The sequence below is a fragment of the Polynucleobacter rarus genome (assembly GCF_003072505.1).
Classification (GTDB): domain Bacteria; phylum Pseudomonadota; class Gammaproteobacteria; order Burkholderiales; family Burkholderiaceae; genus Polynucleobacter; species Polynucleobacter rarus.
This window is the reverse complement of sequence record NZ_NTGB01000001.1, coordinates 3,011,447-3,030,324: the sequence shown is the minus strand read 5'-3', so window position 1 is coordinate 3,030,324 and position 18,878 is coordinate 3,011,447. Positions and strand designations below refer to the sequence as shown.

General features: G+C 37.6%; 19 protein-coding genes and 1 pseudogene. 7 read left to right on the top strand and 13 right to left on the bottom strand.

What is annotated here, in order from left to right:
- Positions 1 to 6: 6 nt before the first annotated feature.
- Entirely contained in the window at positions 7 to 1,392 is a 1,386-nt protein-coding gene (gene purB, locus AOC35_RS14855; protein ID WP_108648459.1) for an adenylosuccinate lyase, read from the bottom strand.
- Between the two features lie 74 nt (positions 1,393 to 1,466).
- Between purB and AOC35_RS14850 the strand changes: the two genes are divergently transcribed.
- A complete protein-coding gene (locus AOC35_RS14850) occupies positions 1,467 to 2,081 on the top strand; it encodes a glutathione S-transferase family protein (RefSeq protein ID WP_108648457.1) in 615 nt (204 codons plus the stop codon).
- 37 nt (positions 2,082 to 2,118) lie between these two features.
- On the opposite strand, the pseudogene mnmA reads toward AOC35_RS14850, so the two are convergent.
- Positions 2,119 to 3,183: pseudogene (mnmA, locus tag AOC35_RS14845) on the bottom strand (tRNA 2-thiouridine(34) synthase MnmA); the annotation flags it as partial.
- Positions 3,184 to 3,358: 175 nt separating this feature from the next.
- Here mnmA and AOC35_RS14840 point away from each other — a divergent pair.
- Genes AOC35_RS14840 through AOC35_RS14830 form a run of 3 tightly spaced genes read left to right on the top strand, consistent with a single transcriptional unit; the run spans position 3,359 to position 6,257 of the window.
- Positions 3,359 to 4,492: a Re/Si-specific NAD(P)(+) transhydrogenase subunit alpha gene (locus tag AOC35_RS14840; RefSeq protein WP_108648455.1), complete on the top strand. Its 1,134-nt coding sequence runs from the start codon at positions 3,359 to 3,361 to the stop codon at positions 4,490 to 4,492.
- Between the two features lie 11 nt (positions 4,493 to 4,503).
- The gene (locus tag AOC35_RS14835; RefSeq protein ID WP_108648454.1) at positions 4,504 to 4,818 is read left to right on the top strand and encodes an NAD(P) transhydrogenase subunit alpha part 2; all 315 of its coding nucleotides are present in this window, start codon (positions 4,504 to 4,506) and stop codon (positions 4,816 to 4,818) included.
- Positions 4,815 to 6,257 carry an NAD(P)(+) transhydrogenase (Re/Si-specific) subunit beta gene (locus AOC35_RS14830; protein WP_108648452.1) on the top strand — a complete coding sequence of 481 codons (1,443 nt, stop codon included), beginning with the start codon at positions 4,815 to 4,817 and terminating at the stop codon, positions 6,255 to 6,257. The genes AOC35_RS14835 and AOC35_RS14830 overlap by 4 nt, the downstream gene beginning before the upstream one ends.
- Positions 6,258 to 6,317: 60 nt before the next feature.
- Here AOC35_RS14830 and AOC35_RS14825 read toward each other — a convergent pair whose 3' ends face one another.
- From AOC35_RS14825 to AOC35_RS14775, 11 genes are all read right to left on the bottom strand, one after another.
- Positions 6,318 to 6,527, bottom strand: a complete 210-nt coding sequence (locus AOC35_RS14825; RefSeq protein ID WP_159077622.1) for a hypothetical protein — start codon at positions 6,525 to 6,527, stop codon at positions 6,318 to 6,320.
- Positions 6,528 to 6,538: 11 nt separating this feature from the next.
- Positions 6,539 to 7,414, bottom strand: coding sequence for an SDH family Clp fold serine proteinase (locus AOC35_RS14820; RefSeq protein WP_108648448.1), 876 nt, complete (start codon positions 7,412 to 7,414; stop codon positions 6,539 to 6,541).
- Positions 7,415 to 7,705: 291 nt separating this feature from the next.
- Entirely contained in the window at positions 7,706 to 9,094 is a 1,389-nt protein-coding gene (locus tag AOC35_RS14815; protein ID WP_159077621.1) for a metallophosphoesterase, read from the bottom strand.
- A gap of 6 nt (positions 9,095 to 9,100) precedes the next feature.
- Positions 9,101 to 9,757 (bottom strand): energy transducer TonB, encoded by a 657-nt coding sequence (locus tag AOC35_RS14810; RefSeq protein WP_108648444.1) that lies wholly within the window; start codon positions 9,755 to 9,757, stop codon positions 9,101 to 9,103.
- A gap of 13 nt (positions 9,758 to 9,770) precedes the next feature.
- Positions 9,771 to 10,166, bottom strand: a complete 396-nt coding sequence (locus tag AOC35_RS14805) for an ExbD/TolR family protein (RefSeq protein ID WP_108648443.1) — start codon at positions 10,164 to 10,166, stop codon at positions 9,771 to 9,773.
- A complete protein-coding gene (locus tag AOC35_RS14800) occupies positions 10,163 to 10,801 on the bottom strand; it encodes a MotA/TolQ/ExbB proton channel family protein (protein ID WP_108648441.1) in 639 nt (212 codons plus the stop codon). Before AOC35_RS14800 ends, AOC35_RS14805 begins: the two co-directional genes overlap by 4 nt.
- A 110-nt stretch (positions 10,802 to 10,911) precedes the next feature.
- Positions 10,912 to 13,167 carry a TonB-dependent receptor gene (locus tag AOC35_RS14795; RefSeq protein WP_108648439.1) on the bottom strand — a complete coding sequence of 752 codons (2,256 nt, stop codon included), beginning with the start codon at positions 13,165 to 13,167 and terminating at the stop codon, positions 10,912 to 10,914.
- 155 nt (positions 13,168 to 13,322) lie between these two features.
- A complete protein-coding gene (gene groL, locus AOC35_RS14790; RefSeq protein WP_108648436.1) occupies positions 13,323 to 14,972 on the bottom strand; it encodes a chaperonin GroEL in 1,650 nt (549 codons plus the stop codon).
- A gap of 27 nt (positions 14,973 to 14,999) precedes the next feature.
- Positions 15,000 to 15,290, bottom strand: a complete 291-nt coding sequence (gene groES / locus AOC35_RS14785) for a co-chaperone GroES (protein WP_108648434.1) — start codon at positions 15,288 to 15,290, stop codon at positions 15,000 to 15,002.
- 253 nt (positions 15,291 to 15,543) lie between these two features.
- Positions 15,544 to 16,470 (bottom strand): M23 family metallopeptidase, encoded by a 927-nt coding sequence (locus AOC35_RS14780; protein ID WP_108648432.1) that lies wholly within the window; start codon positions 16,468 to 16,470, stop codon positions 15,544 to 15,546.
- Between the two features lie 10 nt (positions 16,471 to 16,480).
- On the bottom strand, positions 16,481 to 16,894 hold the full coding sequence (locus tag AOC35_RS14775) for a bactofilin family protein (protein ID WP_108648430.1): 414 nt from the start codon (positions 16,892 to 16,894) through the stop codon (positions 16,481 to 16,483).
- Between the two features lie 255 nt (positions 16,895 to 17,149).
- Here AOC35_RS14775 and AOC35_RS14770 point away from each other — a divergent pair, with 255 nt between their 5' ends.
- The 3 genes from AOC35_RS14770 to AOC35_RS15675 form a co-directional block, all read left to right on the top strand.
- Positions 17,150 to 17,962 carry a hypothetical protein gene (locus AOC35_RS14770; RefSeq protein WP_108648429.1) on the top strand — a complete coding sequence of 271 codons (813 nt, stop codon included), beginning with the start codon at positions 17,150 to 17,152 and terminating at the stop codon, positions 17,960 to 17,962.
- Positions 17,956 to 18,576, top strand: a complete 621-nt coding sequence (locus AOC35_RS14765) for a response regulator (protein WP_108648428.1) — start codon at positions 17,956 to 17,958, stop codon at positions 18,574 to 18,576. Before AOC35_RS14770 ends, AOC35_RS14765 begins: the two co-directional genes overlap by 7 nt.
- Before the next feature lie 14 nt (positions 18,577 to 18,590).
- Positions 18,591 to 18,878, top strand: a 288-nt coding sequence (locus AOC35_RS15675) for a hypothetical protein (protein ID WP_211307534.1), incomplete at its 3' end; no start/stop codon positions are given.

Here is an 18,878-nt window from a genome sequence, read left to right as displayed (position 1 = left end):
TTGACCTTAGAGAGACTCGATCCGCAGAGCTAACTCAGCAGCTTTACCAATATAGTTAGCTGGTGTCATAGCGAGTAATAATTCTTTTGCAGCTGGCGGAATAGCTAATTGATTAATAAAAATTTGCATTCCTTCTTTCGTAATCGCCTTACCACGGGTTAATTCCTTCAATTGCTCATAAGGATTGGGGATTGCATATCTTCTCATTACCGTTTGGATTGGTTCTGCTAGAACTTCCCAACACTCATTCAAATCTTGCTCTAATCTTGAAGGATTGACTTCCAACTTTAACAAGCCTTTCAGAGCACTATCATAGGCTAATAGACTATGACCAAAAGCCGTGCCTAAATTACGTAACACCGTTGAATCCGTTAAGTCTCTTTGCCACCTTGAGACTGGCAGTTTTTCTGATAAATGTTTAAGCAATGCATTAGCAATGCCAAGGTTACCCTCTGAATTCTCAAAATCAATGGGGTTGACTTTATGAGGCATGGTGGAAGAACCAATTTCACCCTCTTTCGTTTTTTGTTTAAAGTATCCCCAGGCAATATAACCCCAAATATCGCGATTCATATCTAATAATATGGTGTTCGCACGCGCAAAGGCATCGAACAACTCTGCCATGGCATCATGAGGCTCAATTTGGATGGTGTAAGGGTTAAATTCTAAATGTAATCTACTTTCCACCACATCTTTACTAAACTTTTCCCAGTCAAAATCAGGATATGCGCTTAAATGTGCATTGTAGTTGCCAACTGCCCCGTTCATTTTGCCCATCATCTTGATAGCCTCAATCTTACGCATTGCTTTTTCAAGACGTGCGGCAATATTTGCCATTTCTTTTCCCAATGTTGTGGGAGAAGCCGGTTGACCGTGGGTTCGAGAGAGCATCGGTAAATTAGCGTGAGTGATGGCTAGAGCCTTTAACGCTTCCAACACCACTCTTAATTTTGGCAGCATCACCTCATGAACAGCGCCCGTTAACATTAATCCGTGAGATGTATTGTTAATATCCTCAGAAGTACAAGCAAAGTGAATAAACTCACTTGCATTTTCAAGCTCTGTTTGACCTTTGACTTGTTCTTTTAGCCAATATTCCACAGCTTTCACATCATGGTTAGTGACTGCTTCAATTTCTTTAATTCTAGCTGCATCTTCGACTGAGAAATGCTCAACTAGCTTCAATAAATAATTTTCAGCTGCTTCCGAGAAGCTTGGCATATCTGGTAAACCCGCTTTAGTTAGAGCGATTAACCAATGAACCTCTACTTTAACCCGCATATGCATAAAAGCTGACTCAGAGAGCCAAGGTCTTAAATCATTAGTTTTTGTTGCATATCTGCCATCAATTGGCGAAAGAGCGGTGAGATTAGTGTGGAGATTTGAAGGCATTTGATAAGATCTATAATTAATTTGTTATATTCTATTCTTTATCCTTGTTGTAAGGATATTTTTAAGGGATTCACATGAAATTAGTCGGTTCACTCACTAGTCCGTATGTTCGTAAAGTACGGGTTACATTTTTAGAAAAAAAGATTGATTTAGAACTTGTTGTTGATGGAGTATGGACTCCAGATACTATTTTAAACTCGATTAACCCACTTGGAAAAGTTCCTACTCTTCTTTTAGATGATGGTAGCTCTATGTATGACTCAAGAGTCATTGTCGAGTATGCTGACGCACTTAGTCCTGTAGGCAAATTAATTCCGAATACCGGCCGCGAAAAAGCAACCGTTAAAACTTGGGAAGCCCTATCAGATGGTGTTTTAGATGCTTTGATTCTTACCCGTTTAGAAAAGACTTGGGGTCCAAGAAATGGTCAAGTCTGTGATGCTTGGGTAGAGCGCCAAATGGGTAAAGCGCATGCTGGACTTTTACAGATGTCAGTTGGATTAGGTCAAAATACTTGGTGTTTTGATAATCATTTTTCTTTGGCTGATGTGGCAGTAGGTGTCACTCTTGCTTATACCAGTTTTAGGTTCCCAGAAATTGATTGGGCTACTAAGTATCCAAATTTAAACGAGTTTTACAAGAAAATATCCCAAAGAAGCTCTTTTATCGAAACAGAGTTTCCGAAGTGAACTTTTTTTAATTCAAAGAATTAGGTGGTGGTCATACAATAATGCCACCACCCAAACATACCTCGTTAAGGTATAAAACTGCGGATTGTCCGGGAGTAATTGCCCATTGTTGCGCATTAAAATCCAAACTGAAGTCATTTAAACCCAATTGATTATTTTTCAAATCTAGTTTGCAAGTTGCATCCCCTTGGCGATATCTTGTTTTAGCACCATAGCTTACTGATACATCAGGTAGCTCACCTCTGATCCAGTTCGTATCTTGCGTTTGTAAGGTTCGTGAATACAACAGCGGGTGCTGATGTCCCTGAACCACAATCAAGGTATTGTTGGCCAAGTCTTTACCTGCCACAAACCAAGGGTCTCCTGACCCTGCTTGACTACCCCCAAGACCAATTCCTTTGCGCTGACCCAATGTGTAAAAGGCGAGGCCAATATGTTTGCCGACCGTTTTACCCTCAGGAGTCTTCATCGGCCCTGGTTGGCTTGGCAAATATTTACTTAAAAACTCTCTAAAAGGTCGCTCACCAATAAAACAAATTCCCGTTGAGTCTTTTTTCTTTGCATTGGGTAAGCCAATTTTTTCTGCAATTTCTCGTACTTCTGTTTTATTTAGGCTACCTAGTGGGAACATCACTCTACTTAATTGTTGCTGATTAAGTCGATGCAGGAAGTAACTTTGATCTTTTGAGAGGTCAGTGGCTTTTAAGAGCTCAACTTTTCCTTCGTATTTTCTTACTCTGGCATAGTGTCCTGTGGCAATGGCATCTGCCCCAAGTCGCATGGCGTGATCCAAAAAGGCTTTAAATTTAATTTCGGCATTACATAAGACGTCAGGATTGGGAGTCCTCCCGGCTGAATATTCTCTTAAGAAGTCTGAAAAGACACGATCTTTGTATTCAGCTGCAAAATTGACTGCTTCGACATCTATTCCAATTAAATCAGCAACACTAACTACGTCTATCCAGTCTTGACGGGTTGAGCAGTATTCTGAATCATCGTCATCTTCCCAATTCTTCATAAATAACCCAACAACATCATACCCTTGCTGTTTCAGAAGCCAAGCTGCAACGGAAGAATCAACGCCCCCAGACATCCCCACCACAACTTTTGATGGAGGCTCAACAACACGGTAGTTGTTATCTAAATCATTTGGTAAATAAACGTTTTTCACCTTAATATTGTATTATTAAAGGTTTAATAGCGTGAAAATTCATGATTTATCATAAAATTACGCTTTATTTTAAATTTAATTCAACAATAAATTTTAGGGGAATTGCATGCGGATTGGTGTTCCACTTGAGACCAGAATCGGGGAATTCAGAGTAGCAGCTACTCCCGAGACGGTTAAAAAATTAGTAAGTTCAGGACATAGCGTATTAATCGAGGCTGGTGCAGGAATTGCTGCGAGTGTTCTCGATTCTGCCTATGAAGCAGTTGGTGCCAAAATTTCTTCGAAAGAAGAAGTTTATGCAGCCGAACTGGTTTTAAAGGTGAGAGCTCCTTTTGAGAATGAATTGTCTATGATGACCTCAGGCTCAGTGCTCATAGGGATGCTAGATCCATTTGACAATGCAATGATTGCTGCAATGGCTACCCATGGTATTACTGGCTTCTCATTAGAAGCTGCGCCAAGAACTACACGTGCTCAAAGTATGGATGTACTGTCTTCACAAGCGAATATCGCGGGTTACAAAGCTGTGATGATGGCGACCAATTCTTATCAACGTTTTATGCCAATGCTCATGACGGCTGCTGGTACAGTTAAAGCAGCTCGCGTCTTAATTTTAGGTGCTGGGGTTGCAGGGTTACAGGCAATTGCTACCGCGAAACGTTTAGGCGCTGTAATCGAAGCGTCAGATGTTCGACCTGCCGCCAAAGAACAAATCGAATCTTTAGGTGCGAAATTTGTTGACGTTCCTTTTGAGACAGAGGAAGAAAAAGAAATTGCACAAGGTGTTGGCGGCTATGCAAGACCAATGCCTGCTTCTTGGATGCAAAGACAGTCTGTATTAGTTGCTGAACGCGCAAAACAGGCTGATATAGTAATTACTACTGCTTTAATTCCGGGTCGTAAGGCACCAATGCTTTTATCTAGCGAGACGGTTGCTCAGATGAAACCAGGCTCTGTTGTAGTTGACTTAGCAGCTGGCAAAGGTGATAGTGGTTCAGGCAACTGTCCTTTGACAGAAGTAGATCAAATTGTAGTTAAACACGGTGTGACAATTATTGGTTTGAGCAATCTACCATCACTTGTTGCAGCGGATGCCTCTGCTTTGTATGCTCGCAACGTATTCGACTTCTTAAAATTAATTATTAATAAAGAAGCTGGATTAACTATTCCAACCGATGACGATATTGTGACTGCATGTTTGATGTGTAGTAATGGTCAAGTCATTCGTACTAACGCTTAATTGGGAAAATCATGGAAATCAGTCACGGTGTTTACAACCTTATTATTTTTATTTTAGCGATTTATGTTGGCTACCATGTAGTTTGGACGGTCACTCCAGCGCTGCATACCCCGCTCATGGCAGTTACTAATGCAATTTCTGCAATTATCGTGGTTGGGGCGATGTTAGCAGCTGCTCTTACCACTGGTCCTGTTGGAAAAATCATGGGAACTTTGGCCGTAGTGCTTGCAGCGGTTAATATTTTTGGTGGGTTTTTAGTGACCAAACGCATGCTAGAAATGTTCAAGAAAAAAGAGAAAAAAGTAAGTAAGGGAGAATCAGCATGAGCATGGATTTAATCACAATCTTATATTTAATTGCTTCGATTTGTTTTATCCAAGCTTTAAAAGGTTTATCTCATCCGACTAGTTCTATCAGAGGCAACCTCTTTGGTATGGTTGGAATGGCAATTGCAGCCGTCACTACCTTGGGTCTCATTAGTAAAATGGCAACCTTAGCTAATGTCTCTTTCATTGACGGCATCGCTTATGTTTTAGGTGGTCTAGTTATTGGCGGTAGTGTCGGCGCTTACATGGCAAAAAAAGTCGAAATGACAAAAATGCCTGAACTAGTGGCTTTCATGCATAGCATGATCGGTCTTGCAGCGGTATGTATTGCTGTTGCAGCTGTTTCAGAACCTGCCGCTTTCGGCATTGCGGTTCCGCTACCTATTGGTAATCGCTTTGAGCTCTTTATCGGAACTTTTGTTGGCGCCATTACGTTTTCTGGATCTGTTATCGCATTTGGTAAGTTATCTGGCAAATACAAATTTAGATTATTCCAAGGCACTCCTGTTTCATTTAAAGGTCAACATCAACTTAACTTAGTTTTAGCATTATTAATGCTCGGTTGTGGTGTAGCCTTCGCGTTTGCAGGTGGTAACGAGCCAGCTTGGACACCATTCTTATTAATGCTAGCGATTGCTTTTGTACTTGGTGTTCTGATCATCATCCCAATTGGTGGTGCTGATATGCCAGTAGTTGTTTCTATGTTGAACTCTTACTCAGGTTGGGCTGCTGCTGGTATTGGTTTTTCATTAAATAACTCCATGTTGATTGTTGCGGGTTCTTTAGTAGGCTCTTCAGGCGCCATCTTGTCCTACATTATGTGTAAGGCAATGAATCGTTCTTTCTTTAATGTGATTCTTGGTGGTTTTGGTGGTGATGCAGGTTCTGCTGCAGCAGCTGGCTCACAAGCACAACGCCCAGTGAAGAGTGGTTCTGCTGATGATGCTGCGTTCTTAATGGGTAATGCCGAAACTGTCATTATTGTTCCTGGTTACGGTCTTGCAGTTGCTCGTGCTCAACACTCACTAAAAGAATTGACTGAGAAGTTAATTCACAAAGGTGTTTCAGTAAAGTACGCTATTCATCCTGTAGCTGGTCGTATGCCTGGCCATATGAACGTTCTTTTAGCAGAAGCTGAAGTGCCTTACGATCAAGTGTTTGAAATGGAAGACATCAACGGTGAGTTTGCTCAAGCTGACGTGGTTCTCATTTTGGGTGCGAATGACGTTGTTAACCCAGCTGCTCGTACACCTGGTAGCCCAATTTTCGGTATGCCTATTCTTGAAGCATACAAAGCTAAGACTGTGATTGTGAATAAGCGTTCTATGGCTTCTGGTTATGCTGGTTTGGATAACGAACTGTTCTATATGGATAAAACAATGATGGTCTTTGGTGACGCGAAGAAAGTTATTGAAGATATGGTGAAGGCTGTTGAATAATTACCTAACTGCTTTTACTTTTTAAATTAACCCCTTGAAGTTTAAGGGGTTAATTTTTTTCTAAATAAAAATTTTGAAGGTACTCTGATTTGGGTGAATAATACCTAATACATTTAATTGCGCAAGATTGTAGCCTTTTTTGTTAACAAATGTTGAGCCCAACAATTGATGGCACTGCTTTTTTATAGCTAAAAAATTCTCTTGTTCATCAAGTTGCTGAATAATTTTTTCGTTGTTTTGTAATGCTAGAATTTGATCCACTATATTCATTCAATAACCTTTTAAGTGTCATTCGTTACATCTATCATGATACTAAAATTTTGTCTTGTCATGTAATCTGTAATTAAATCATGATAATCATTAACCATCTTTCTTAAGATTAAATCATTACTATAATCTTCAATTTCTAATCTTAGCTTTTCTCTTAAAGTCTTTATTCCAATTCGACGACCATGCGAATGCCATTGCTTGTTATCACCAAGAGTTTTAGCAATCTGCTCAGCCCTATCTTCTTTTTCTTTATTTGTAACTTGCTTATTTTTTAATAACAAATTATTTCGATGTGTCTGCCATGATTTAAATTTATATTTAACAAGCCACTGTTTTAGTAAAGTTACAGATAAATCTTTTGCCTGTTCATATCTTCGCAACTCAGCCATATCCTGGTTTTGAGCAATTTGAAACTCCACTGCGGTAATAGTTCCATTTGCAGATTTATTGAGTAATTCCTCAAATTTATCCAAATACCCCAATGCGGGAACCCACTTTCCGTCTTTAGACTGAACTTGCGGATCAATTGGCCCCAGCGAAGATGAGTAATCCATAAAAATTTTATCTCCAGACATACAAAAAATTGTTCCAGCAGACATTGCCACATTTGGTACGAAAATAAAAACTTCAGGATAAAAATGGCGGATCATTTCAACCATTTTTTCTACTGCCTCCGCTTCTCCACCAGCTGTATTTACTAATAGGATTAATCTCGATTTCCTTTGGTTTTGACTACATTCGATTAATTCCAACCTTTGTCGAAACCAAGGCAAATAACTTGAAGAAATATCTCCGTAATAACCAAAAACATCAGCACCAAAATGGTTTTCTATATTTGCTCGATAAGCCACTAGCTGACTTTTGAATAATTTATCTATTGTTCTCATTTGCTTTGTTACGACTTCTTTTTAAAAAATTAATTTATTCTTTTATTCTAGTAGGAAGTTTTACTTGTGAAAATTTAAGGTAACAATTGATTTAGGGGTATTCCTCACTGAGTATTTAAGTCTAACTAATAAAACGTTCGTTGTTTAACAAGTGGGTCTTTGGGAAAGTTCAACGAATTAGTAATTGAAGACTTTCCCAATTTGAAAAAACTAGGTTAACTTTATTTTTAAAATAATTTATCTGAATTCGTCCTCAGAATTTTTAAGTTACCCTAATTTTTTAAAGTAGAATTACTTACAAATCACTGTTCTATCAGAGACGTCACACTTTAGAAGCGCTTTGCCATTAACATCGAACTCTGTAAATAGCCACTTCTCACCCATTTCATCTTGACGTTCCAAAGTACCAAAACCAAAATCTTGATAACTTGAAAACTCTTTAATCTTGAGTAATTTTTTCTGAACATCAGATAATTTAATCTCAACATTATTTATCTCTTCCAAGGATGATCCACTATTTCCAGTGACAATTTCAGCAGGACGATTAATGTCATAGGTGATCGCCTCAAAGATATGGTTATGACCATGTATCGTAAAGTTAATGGGTGACTTTAATAGCTCTTCTCCATTTAGACCAGCAAGAATATTAGTAAATCCAGTTGGATACAGTTGATACTCTGATTCACTATCTTTCTTTTTACTAGGTAAAACGATATTGAGTGGATGATGACTTCCAAAAATATTAAATTTTTTGTTGAGTGCTATCTTCTCAATTGTCTTAAATTGATTAACGTAGATTAAGAAACTTTCATCTTTTTCAGTAATTTTTTTGTTTGCATTCTTTGCAGAGTCAAAAACAATGAATTGGGCTGACTTGCCTAAGGGAACTGAAAACGGTTCTGAGTAATCCCCAATTACATCGTTAGAATGGTCATTACAGCTTCTTTTTTCATCCCAACTATGAGTATCAATAAATCGATGCCAACCTTGTCCAGCCCTTGAACAAGTTTCATGATTACCTCTTACAAAGACCCAAGCCGCTTTTTCTAAAAGTGGTTTTGCAGGTACAAAAAAATCAGCCTTCCAAGTATCGTATCCATAACCCCATGGTGAGCCTTTACAGCCAGGTAAGTTATCTGGACAAGGGCTTTCACGATAATGAAGATCGCCTACATGGATTACTAGATCTGGGTTTTTAGCAGCGGCGTTTGTCATGACCTCAGCAAATGGCCACTTTGACTGATCATTACAATCTTGATAAAAGTTCTCAGCCCCTTTTAATCTACAACCTGTATCCCCGATGACAATGATTTTTTTAATTTCACTAGCTGGTCGTTTAAATACCTGATTATTGACTTTGCCCTCTTTCGCGTCTTTTGGCCAAACCATTTCACAAGTCAATACGGGGAAATCGGACTCAATGACATCGGATTTTTTTCTAAGCGGGATTTTTGCTCCTGCTACCCTTACTTTCATTTCTTCAGCTTTTTGAGCATCCCACTGAACAGTAGGACATTTCGGTAAATTCGTTACTGCTCTGAGAATATATTGATTGTCACCCACTACTAAATAAGGTTGCACGTATTCTGCATTGTCTTGTGTTGCAAAACCAAGGTTCACTATAAATACGCTCCCCAATAAGATTGCAAAAGAGAGAAGTTTTTGGATTATATTGTTCATCATTGATTAATCATTACAGTTTAAGTTAACGAGCACGCTCATTGGTTTTGTTTGACCTATAAATTCTGTAGGTGGTTTTGGATATTTAGCATTTTTTACAGCGTTTAAAGCAGAGGTATCCAACATTGGTATGCCACTTGTAATTGCGACAACTGCGTTAGACGGAATACTATCTAATAGATTAAATTGCACTCTAGTTTTACCCTTTAAATTCATATCCTTTGCAGCAGATGAACATGAAGTAGCAGCTTGTATCGCAGCGTTTACCTGACCTCTGTAAATTGCCATTGGGTCGGGCGTGCTTACGTTAGGTTGAGCTGGTGGTGCAGTTTCACTCTTAGAAGTAACATTAGACGGCGCAGTTTCTTTAACTAAATTATCTGCAGGTTGATTAGTTACAGGAACACTTTCGGTTCTCACGACCTTTGGAACATTTGGCTTTACCACTGGTACCACTTTAGGTTTTGGTGGTTCAGGTGGTTTTAGCGCTTTAGGCTCTTCACTCATTACTAGATTGATACTAACGTCTTGAGGCTGAATCTTATCGTTAAATATGCCTGTAAACGTTATGAAAGCAAATCCAAGCACTAGTAATTCAATTAATAATGCTTGACCTATAGTACCTAACGAATATAAAGGAGTAGTATTTTTACTTAACTCCATAAAAACCTACTTTTTAATTGGATTTATTGTGTGCTGCTAAAGCAATCTGCGTAGCACCGCTAGATTTAATTGCATCAATTACATGCATTAAAGTTTGTAAGGAAACACTGTCTGCTCCTACAACTGTAATCATTAAATTTGATGTGTCTTTTTGCTTTAACAAATTAGTTAACTCACCAGCCAACATGGCCTTGTTATCAACAATCAAACTATTATTTTCTAAAACCTCAACTGTCATTTTAGAATTTTGAATAACAGTTGTCGTCGAACTAGTTGGTAACTTCGTCACATGACCGCTGGTAGGTATCATTTTCAAGGCCATCATAATGAAAAACACTAGTAAGAAGAGCATGATGTCGATCATCGGAATGATCTCTATCCTTGGTTTTCTTGATTCTAAATATCTCATAATGGCTTCAAATTTTTAAATTCTTCGGCACGGTTAAGCACCATTACTTTAAATGTTTCCATTTGATGCAATAAAAATCTAATCTTGTAATTAATATTGTTATAAAAACTTAGACCAATCATTGCAATTACCAGTCCAAAAGCAGTTGATATCAAGGCCTCAGAGATTCCTCCAGATATTTGTACTGCTGAATTTTGGATATCAGTAATGAAAGCCATTGCATTAAACATACCCACGATAGTGCCGAAGAGACCTAACAAGGGAGCAAGTGTAATAATCGTATCAAGTATCCACACTCCTTTGTCCAAGTGGGGTACTTCTAACATGATGGCCTCTTCTAATTTTCCGTCCAAGGCTTCTCTATTTTGATCTTTAATATTCGTGTTAAGGACAATTTTAAGTAGTTGAATGATTGGATAATCATCATGTCCTTTTTCTAAAGCTTGTAGTGTATCTAATTTAATACCTTGCTTAGACTGACAAAGTTTAATTAATTCATCACCGACCCGACGCATATCCGATAAGTGTTTCAACCGCTCGACAATAATAACAATTGCTACGAAAAGAATTGCCATCATCAAATAAAGAATACCACCTGAGCTGTTTGCAAGAGTTAGAAAATATTGTAAGTTCATTTTTTGTTTTACTTTTTATGTACTATTATTTAAGCTTTTTTAAAGAAAATACTCACCCAGGTTATCGACCGGGGTGAGTAATAATAATTAACTATTTACGTTAAAAAATCTTAGAAATTACCTGTCACGCCTGCATACAATGAACGACCTGATGTGTAGAGAACTGTATCAGTAGAACTTGCACCTAAGACTGAAGTAGCTGAACCAAATTTAACCGCAGCAATATATCTATTGTCAAAAATATTGTCGATACCTACTCTTAATTTCATGCTCTTCACAAATGTTGGGATCTCAGAGAACATGTAATTGGCAGACAAACTTGTTAAGATCATTGGATCTAACTGGTAAGCTTGGTTGATTTGAGTTGCTTTGGTATTATCTTGCCACATTGCACCGATGCGCTTCACCGTTCCACCCAATGACCAGTTATTTTCTCTATAAAATAATCCAATAGTTTCCATATCTTGTGGGACGTTAGCAACTGATAAACCTGTAGTGTCATACGTTGAAGAGTAATACATCGCATTTAAATACAAGTTTAAGTTACGAGCAAGCATTACGTTACCCGAACCCTCAACACCTTTATAAGTTGTGGCCGGTGCTTGATAGTAGCTAGTAACTCCATTAACAACTTGTGAAGAATAGGACACATCTGCGTTTGTTTGGAAAACGTCAAAATCAACGGAATATTTAGGCGTTTGGAACACTGAACCAATTTGATATGTCTTTGTTTTCATTGGGTCAGGCAAAGTTCCGACCAATGAACCGCTTACGTCATATGTACTGGTTGGAGGAATCAAATCTCCAGTTGAATATTGAGCATAAACTGACCAATTTTTTTGAATCATATAACGTGCATCCAAGAACGGTAAAACATCAGTGTATGTTCTTGAGTTCATTACAGATGGTGCACCACCTAAATTACCTACTGTGCCGCTATCTGCATATTGGGTTAGGCTATGCGTAAAAGAGTTATATTTAACACCTGGAGTAACTGTTAACTCTTTTGTTGCTTTCCATGCGAATTCTGCATATGGTTGCAAAATTGTTGTCTGGAAATCTTCATTAAAAATAACGCCGCCTGAAGCTTGTTGACCAGTAATATAATTTACATAGGTCTGATGTCTTGGTGTGTCTGATCTTTCCGTTTGAATACCTGTTCTCAATGTACCAATATCAAATTCTTTTGATAAACGAAGGATATTACCCATTGTGTGATAAGAATTCAGCTTATCGACACCTGGCTTTGAAGAGGCTAACAAAGATGCTGATGTTTGATCAGGAGCTGAAATGTTTGCGTAATTTTGTTGGTTACTATAGTAATTGAAATAAGTTTTGTTATCCAGTTTCCAACCATCGCCTAAATTCGATTTAAAACCTAAGTAGTTGAAAGAAGTAGTTACGTCATAGTTGTTATAGCCTAAATAATCAGCACGGGCTGGATTATTGCTGTTGTAATAATTCAAATCACCTTTATAATTTCCAGGAACTGCCGCGGCTGCGCCAGGAATTGTATAAACAGCGTAAGTTGAAGGCTGAATTGTTCCACCAGAATTTGACAAATAGTGCACCCATGATGCGAAGATTGTCATTGTTGTATCTGGCGTTAATGCTGACTCTAACTTGAAGCTTGCACCATCTCTATACTGTCTGTTGTAGGTTTGTGCACCATCAGAGTCCATGTGGTGAATATTGAATAAGATTTTTGTTGCAGGTGCATTTTCTAAATAACCAGTTGCTAATTCCATTCCGTATTCATTGGTATTGAAACTACCAAAGTTATAAAATGCACTAACTCTATGTTCATTGTCTACAGGACGTGATAATAAACCAACCGTTCCACCAAAGTTTGCAGGTCCGATTGATGCAGCTGTACCTGGACTTCTATCAGAAGTAATACCACCAATGAATGGGGCTGGGAAAAAGGCTTGTGAGTGGTGTGTTGGGTCGTTAGTATCGTTATATGGGATACCGTCAAAAGTCATAGTCCAGTTGCCATCTTTGAAGCCACGGAACCAGATTTTGTCGTCGTTATTACCTGGACCGTTAGATGAAATACCATAAGCACCTGGCAACATACCGTTTGCAATATTTGCAAAGTTTGACATAGGCGCAGTAAAGTTATCAATATACTCTTGGCTTAATTCTGCTACTGGTCTCGCAACATCTAAAGATGTTCTAACTGGCGATAATTTGACTGAATCATAATTTTTAGGGTTTGTTGCCTCGCCAGTACCGCCAGTTGCATTAACAATACCAACGTCAGTAACTTGTTGAGCGAATGCTGAATGTGGTAAAACCAAACCCAACATTGCCATACCAGCAAAAATTGGATGTAATTTAAAATTGTTAGCTTGCTTTTTCATATCAATCCTTTATATAAGTAATAAAGTTATGATATTTCTGCTTTGTTACCTATCTGTTACCGAATTGTTTCATTTTTATTAAACAATTGTTTAAGTTCTTCTCAAAAATAAAGCACCCGAAGGTGCTTTATTCAAGTTACCGATTCTTTGGTAAATTACATCATACCGCCCATACCACCCATACCACCCATGTCGCCCATACCACCTGGCATTGATGGACCATCGTCTTTTGCTGTTTCAGCAATTGCACAGTCTGTTGTTAATAACAAACCAGCTACTGATGCTGCGTTAACGAGTGCTGTCTTCGTAACTTTAGCTGGATCAATAACACCTTGTTCAACTAAATCACCATACTCACCTGTCGCGGCATTGTAACCGTAGTTACCTGTTCCAGCTGCTACGTTATTGATAACAACGCTTGCTTCGTCACCTGCATTGGATACGATAACGCGAAGTGGCTCTTCCATTGCGCGCAATACAATACCAATACCTGCATTTTGATCAGCGTTATCGCCTTTCAAATTCAAGATTGACTGTTTTGCACGAACCAAAGCTACTCCACCACCAGGCACAATACCCTCTTCTACAGCTGCACGAGTAGCGTGTAATGCATCATCAACGCGTGCTTTCTTCTCTTTCATCTCTACTTCAGTTGCTGCGCCAACACGAATCACTGCAACACCACCAGCTAATTTAGCTACGCGCTCTTGGAGTTTTTCACGATCGTAATCGCTAGTAGCTTCTTCGATTTGGGCACGAATTTGTTTTACGCGTGCTTCAATTTGCTTTTCATCACCAGCACCGTCAATAATCGTTGTATTTTCTTTACCGATTTCAACACGCTTTGCTTGACCTAGATCATCTAAAGTTACTTTTTCTAATGTAAGGCCAACTTCTTCTGCAATAACTTGACCCTTAGTTAGGATAGCAATATCTTCCAACATCGCTTTACGACGATCGCCAAAACCTGGAGCTTTAACAGCACAAGTTTTGAGGATGCCACGAATGTTGTTAACTACTAAAGTTGCCAATGCTTCACCTTCAACATCTTCTGCAATGATGAGTAATGGACGACCAGATTTAGCTACTTGCTCGAGTACTGGGAGCAAATCACGGATGTTGCTAATCTTTTTGTCAAACAATAGGATGTATGGAGTTTCCATAATCACAACTTGTTTTTCTGGGTTGTTAATGAAGTATGGTGATAAATAACCACGATCAAACTGCATACCTTCAACAACGTCTAATTCATCTTCTAAAGATTTACCATCTTCAACAGTAATAACACCTTCTTTACCGACTTTTTCCATTGCTTCAGCAATTCTTTGGCCGATACTTGTATCACTGTTAGCAGAAATCGAACCAACTTGAGCGATTTCTTTAGTTGTTGTACAAGGCTTGCTTAACTTTGAAATTTCAATCAAAGCTGCTGAAACTGCCTTGTCAATACCGCGCTTTAAATCCATTGGGTTATGACCAGCAACTACAAACTTCATACCTTCACGCACGATTGACTGTGCAAGTACAGTTGCAGTTGTTGTTCCATCACCAGCGTCATCAGCAGTTTTGGAAGCAACTTCCTTAACCATCTGAGCGCCCATGTTTTGCAATTTGTCTTTTAATTCGATTTCTTTAGCAACAGAAACACCGTCTTTAGTAACGATTGGACCGCCAAATGAGCGCTCTAATACTACGTTACGACCTTTTGGTCCTAGTGTCACTTTCACGGCGTTGGCTAGAATGTTTACACCTTCTACCATACGTGCGCGTGCTGAATCTCCAAATACTACGTCTTTAGCTGCCATGTATATTTCCTCTCAATTATTTTTTAATTACTTCTGAACAACTGCCATGATGTCTTCTTCACGCATCACGAGTAATTCATCGCCTTCAACTTTAACTGTCTGACCAGCATATTTACCAAACAATACGCGATCGCCAATTTTCACATCTAATGCAATAATTTTTCCGCTGTCATCACGCTTACCAGGTCCAACTGCAAGGATTTCACCTTGATCTGGTTTTTCTGTTGCGTTGTCAGGGATAACGATTCCTGATGCTGTTTTTGTTTCTGTATCTAAACGTTTGATGATCACACGATCATGCAATGGACGTAAATTCATGCGTTCTCCTAAAAATAAATCAAGTTAAAAACCAATAGTTAACTATTCAAGTTATTGAATTCATTAACAAAAAATACACCTAGAATAAATTGTTAGCACTCTATAGAGGTGATTGCTAACAATTATAGTATTTGTAGTATTTTTTTGCAACAGAGGTTCATGTTCGCTTGGATTTACGATTTCAATGAGCAATTAATTGCGCAAACTCCTAGACTAAGTCGAAAAAACTAAATGACCGACAAGAATAAGACAATCAACGTAGAGAACCTGGATTTAAGCCAACCAAATAATCCTTTGGATTTACGGGTGTGCCAGATTTAATAATTTCAAAATGTAAGTGGGGGCCGGTAGACCTTCCGGTATTACCAATCAAAGCTATCTTTTCACCAGCCTTAATATCTTGGCCTTCAGACACCAAAATCTTACTTGCATGGGCATACTTACTTACCAATCCATTCATGTGCTCTATTTGGACTGTTAAACCATAAGCATTGTCCCAGCCAGTACTAATTATTTTTCCATCACCAGCCGCAAATATTGGCATTCCAATGGGACCTTGAAAATCTAAGCCAGTATGATCGCTTAGATAATTATTAAGCGGATCCGTACGTACACCAAATCCACTAGATAGACTAACAAAAGAAACAGGGATGGATATTGGAGTGCGGGCTAAATCATCATAATATTGACTCCAAACCTGGTTTGATTTCTCAATCCGCTTTTGGCTAAGACTCATTTGACCCAGAGTTAAATTCATCAAATCCAACAAACTTTTATTCGACTCTAAATTTTTAGGTAAAAAAGCGCCACCAATATCTTTCTCTGTTAAGTGCTCTTTGAACTTAACATTGGGAGTTACTAGTTTTGTTAGTGCTTTATTTTTTTCTTCAAGCTCTAATAATTTATCGTTGATTTGTTGCTGCTTTAATTGAATTTCATTCAATTTGCTTCGATAAAAATAATTCAAATTATCAATTTCAAAACCTGAATGAACGTTACCTAAAGATTTAGCTATCGCTGGACTGTATTCAATAGCCCAACGGAATCCTACAAATTGCAATAAAGCACCTAAAACGATAAAGGAAAGTATGAGTCCTAATAATGTAAGGAGAACATTTTTAAAAGTAACATTAAAAGTTCTAATTTGACCTACTGGTCCAGACACCCAAATCAATTGCATAGTTCAAATGTTAAGTTTTTTTATGAGCAATCAATTTAACAGGACTTTCATCACCCGGTTTATATTCATCTAAATTTCCATGAATTTTCGCACCAACTGCAATTCCAATTGAACCATATTGGATATTGCCTTCGACTTGAGAGTTACCTAAAAGTTCAACTCTTTCGAGTGCAAAAATATTACCTGTTAGTTTTCCGGAGACAATCACATGTTGTGCATGAATGTCTCCGATAATTTCAGCAGATTCAGAGATGGCAACGGTTGCATTTTGGTTTTCTTCTTGAAAAACGTTTCCAATTAACTTTCCATCAATCCTTATCCCTTTGGATATGACTAAGTCTCCCTTGATTACTAGTGAAGTTCCAATAATTGACTCGAAGTTTTCTTGGGACTGCCCTAAGGTAAATTCTTTTTTAAATTTCAATTGCCAACCTCTTTAAATAAGTTATCGAAAATGCTTTTGAAAATAGCTAATTAATTAAGTTTTATATAAGTTCGGAAAAATGTCAATATAAAGACTCCTAATATGTTTTTCTAACATTAAAAAAATCAAAAAAAAGCATTTTCAATAATGAGCTTTGTAGGAATGTTCCTACAAAATTATCAGCCATCACCTCTATGAATGCTTGAGTTAAAAAACTAGACTGAAATTTCATAGTTAAAGCATAAGGAGTTGTAAATGGCATCAAAAAAGGGAATTTATTCTGTTTTTAAGAACATCATTAAAAAAGAAAATGTTTTGTTTCAGTCAAAACCCCAAGAAAAATTTTTGGAATCTCAGATTGTTAATTTAATGCCAATCTTTGACACGATGACGCAAGAATTTTCAGGTGTTTTGCATCAATCGCTTATAGAAGCCACAAGCGATCAAATTATTCAACAAGTTCAAGATGGTTTAAAGAATATTGCCTATTGGCATTGTCATGGCCGAGCAATTAGTTCATTGTTACCGATACATCAAAAAAATCTTAGTAATGTGGTTTTATTGGAGCAACTGATTGTACAAATCACTTCTTCCAACTTACCAATTGGTCTCATTAAAATTCCAATAATGGGGCTCCAGGAGACGGTCAACGAAAACTTCATCCCAAGTTTATTGAAGTTGCAAAGGCTAGGTATCATTTTTGAGTTTTGGGGTTTCAATGGAAGTGAACAAGAATTTATTTGGTTAAAACAAAAGTTATTTTCTGGCGTTCACTTATCAATTGGCCTTCTCAGAGCCGTATCAATGACTACACATACTAAAGAAATTTACCACCAATTAACAACCCTAATTTCTACTCAAAAAATCCATACTTATAGCGGGGGTATCTCTTTAGTGCATGATTTAACTTTCGCAAGAAATATGAAGCTGAATTTTTGCTATGGAACTTTATTAATGCCATCTGTCACTAAACATCAAATTTTGAAAATTAATGATAGCCAATTTGCACATTTATCAGTAAATAAAAAACCGCATTCCTCAACTAACGGAGAGAGAAAACTATGCTAGTTAAAACAATGCTAGTCGATGATCATCCTACGATGATTATGGCATTGAAAAGCATTATGAGTAGTCTAATTACGTTTGAAGTTATTGAAACAGCAACTAATGGCACAAGTTGTTTAATGCTTTGTAACTTACTTAATCCAGACTTAGTTATATTGGACTTAGACATGCCAGACATGGATGGCTTTGATGTAATACGTAGACTACGTGCTAAGCACCCTAATATAAGAATTTTAATTTTTACAAGTTTAGATGAAAAAACTTATGGGAACAGGGTTCGAGCAATCGGGGCACATGGATACCTAAATAAATCAGTTAGTGCAAAAGTTTTTATTTCCGCATGTACCTCAGTCGCTCAAGGATTCTGTTTTTACTCCATCGCGTCGATGGATTTTAATCGGATTGAGATCAATCAACAACTTCAATCTTTATCACAAAGAGAGTTTCAAGTATTAAAGCATTTAGGAAAAGGACTAGGAAATCATGAAATCTCTGACACACTTCACATTAGTCATAAAACAGTTTCCACATACAAGATGCGGGTATTTGAAAAACTTGGCATTGACAATATGGCAGATCTAATTTGTTATTGCCGAGAAAACAAAGTTTGTGATTAAGGAGAAAACAGCATATGAACCAATACTTTCAATTTAACTTTTTAAATAAATCCTTAATTTTATTTTTAATACTTTTAATAACTATTTACTTTTTTCATATACCAGAAGATGGATATTTAACTTTACAAAGATCACATACTGCATCTTGGTTACTGGGCTTTATATTTTGCCTATGTACATTTTTAATTTTGATTTGCCAAGTTGCTTGGCAATCAAGGAAGTCTTACTTACACAATATCGACAACATGAATAAATTAGTTAAATCTAAAATTAATGCAATACAAGCGAATGAAGCTAAAACG

What these genes read in the sequence shown, in the direction of transcription:
- purB (WP_108648459.1), bottom strand. Translation starts at nt 1,392, where the DNA reads ATGCCTTCAAATCTCCACACTAATCTCACCGCTCTTTCGCCAATTGAT.
- AOC35_RS14850 (WP_108648457.1), top strand. Translation starts at nt 1,467, where the DNA reads ATGAAATTAGTCGGTTCACTCACTAGTCCGTATGTTCGTAAAGTACGG.
- AOC35_RS14840 (WP_108648455.1), top strand. Translation starts at nt 3,359, where the DNA reads ATGCGGATTGGTGTTCCACTTGAGACCAGAATCGGGGAATTCAGAGTA.
- AOC35_RS14835 (WP_108648454.1), top strand. Translation starts at nt 4,504, where the DNA reads ATGGAAATCAGTCACGGTGTTTACAACCTTATTATTTTTATTTTAGCG.
- AOC35_RS14830 (WP_108648452.1), top strand. Translation starts at nt 4,815, where the DNA reads ATGAGCATGGATTTAATCACAATCTTATATTTAATTGCTTCGATTTGT.
- AOC35_RS14825 (WP_159077622.1), bottom strand. Translation starts at nt 6,527, where the DNA reads ATGAATATAGTGGATCAAATTCTAGCATTACAAAACAACGAAAAAATT.
- AOC35_RS14820 (WP_108648448.1), bottom strand. Translation starts at nt 7,414, where the DNA reads ATGAGAACAATAGATAAATTATTCAAAAGTCAGCTAGTGGCTTATCGA.
- AOC35_RS14815 (WP_159077621.1), bottom strand. Translation starts at nt 9,094, where the DNA reads ATGAACAATATAATCCAAAAACTTCTCTCTTTTGCAATCTTATTGGGG.
- AOC35_RS14810 (WP_108648444.1), bottom strand. Translation starts at nt 9,757, where the DNA reads ATGGAGTTAAGTAAAAATACTACTCCTTTATATTCGTTAGGTACTATA.
- AOC35_RS14805 (WP_108648443.1), bottom strand. Translation starts at nt 10,166, where the DNA reads ATGAGATATTTAGAATCAAGAAAACCAAGGATAGAGATCATTCCGATG.
- AOC35_RS14800 (WP_108648441.1), bottom strand. Translation starts at nt 10,801, where the DNA reads ATGAACTTACAATATTTTCTAACTCTTGCAAACAGCTCAGGTGGTATT.
- AOC35_RS14795 (WP_108648439.1), bottom strand. Translation starts at nt 13,167, where the DNA reads ATGAAAAAGCAAGCTAACAATTTTAAATTACATCCAATTTTTGCTGGT.
- groL (WP_108648436.1), bottom strand. Translation starts at nt 14,972, where the DNA reads ATGGCAGCTAAAGACGTAGTATTTGGAGATTCAGCACGCGCACGTATG.
- groES (WP_108648434.1), bottom strand. Translation starts at nt 15,290, where the DNA reads ATGAATTTACGTCCATTGCATGATCGTGTGATCATCAAACGTTTAGAT.
- AOC35_RS14780 (WP_108648432.1), bottom strand. Translation starts at nt 16,470, where the DNA reads ATGCAATTGATTTGGGTGTCTGGACCAGTAGGTCAAATTAGAACTTTT.
- AOC35_RS14770 (WP_108648429.1), top strand. Translation starts at nt 17,150, where the DNA reads ATGGCATCAAAAAAGGGAATTTATTCTGTTTTTAAGAACATCATTAAA.
- AOC35_RS14765 (WP_108648428.1), top strand. Translation starts at nt 17,956, where the DNA reads ATGCTAGTTAAAACAATGCTAGTCGATGATCATCCTACGATGATTATG.